Source organism: Mycobacterium sp. P2_H7, from assembly GCF_056403275.1.
The window spans coordinates 1-440 of sequence record NZ_JBFUFU010000055.1; the positions used below are offsets into that span (position 1 = coordinate 1).

1 protein-coding gene is annotated in these 440 nt (G+C 61.1%); it reads left to right on the top strand.

All coding sequences use genetic code 11. The features are described from left to right. Positions 1-34 precede the first annotated feature (34 nt). Positions 35-440, top strand: a 406-nt coding sequence (locus AC1DY7_RS31315) for a GTP-binding protein (protein WP_477497650.1), incomplete at its 3' end; no start/stop codon positions are given.

Sequence of the window (440 nt, forward strand, 5' to 3'; positions counted from 1 at the left end):
GGCCTGCTGCCTGCAACGCTCCCGAGACCACAACATGAAAATTCGTAATATCGCGATCATCGCGCACGTCGACCATGGAAAAACCACCCTCGTTGACCAATTGCTGCGGCAATCCGGCTCCTTCCGCGACAATCAGCGCGTCGCCGAGCGTGCCATGGATTCCAACGACCTCGAAAAGGAACGCGGCATCACCATCCTGGCCAAGGCGACCTCGGTCGACTGGAAGGACACCCGCATCAACATCGTCGACACCCCCGGCCACGCCGATTTCGGCGGTGAAGTCGAACGCATCCTGTCGATGGTGGATTCGGCCATCGTGCTGGTCGACGCCGCCGAAGGCCCGATGCCGCAGACCAAGTTCGTCGTCGGCAAGGCGCTCAAGGTCGGCCTGAAGCCGATCGTCGTCATAAACAAGATCGACCGTCCGGATGCCCGCCATG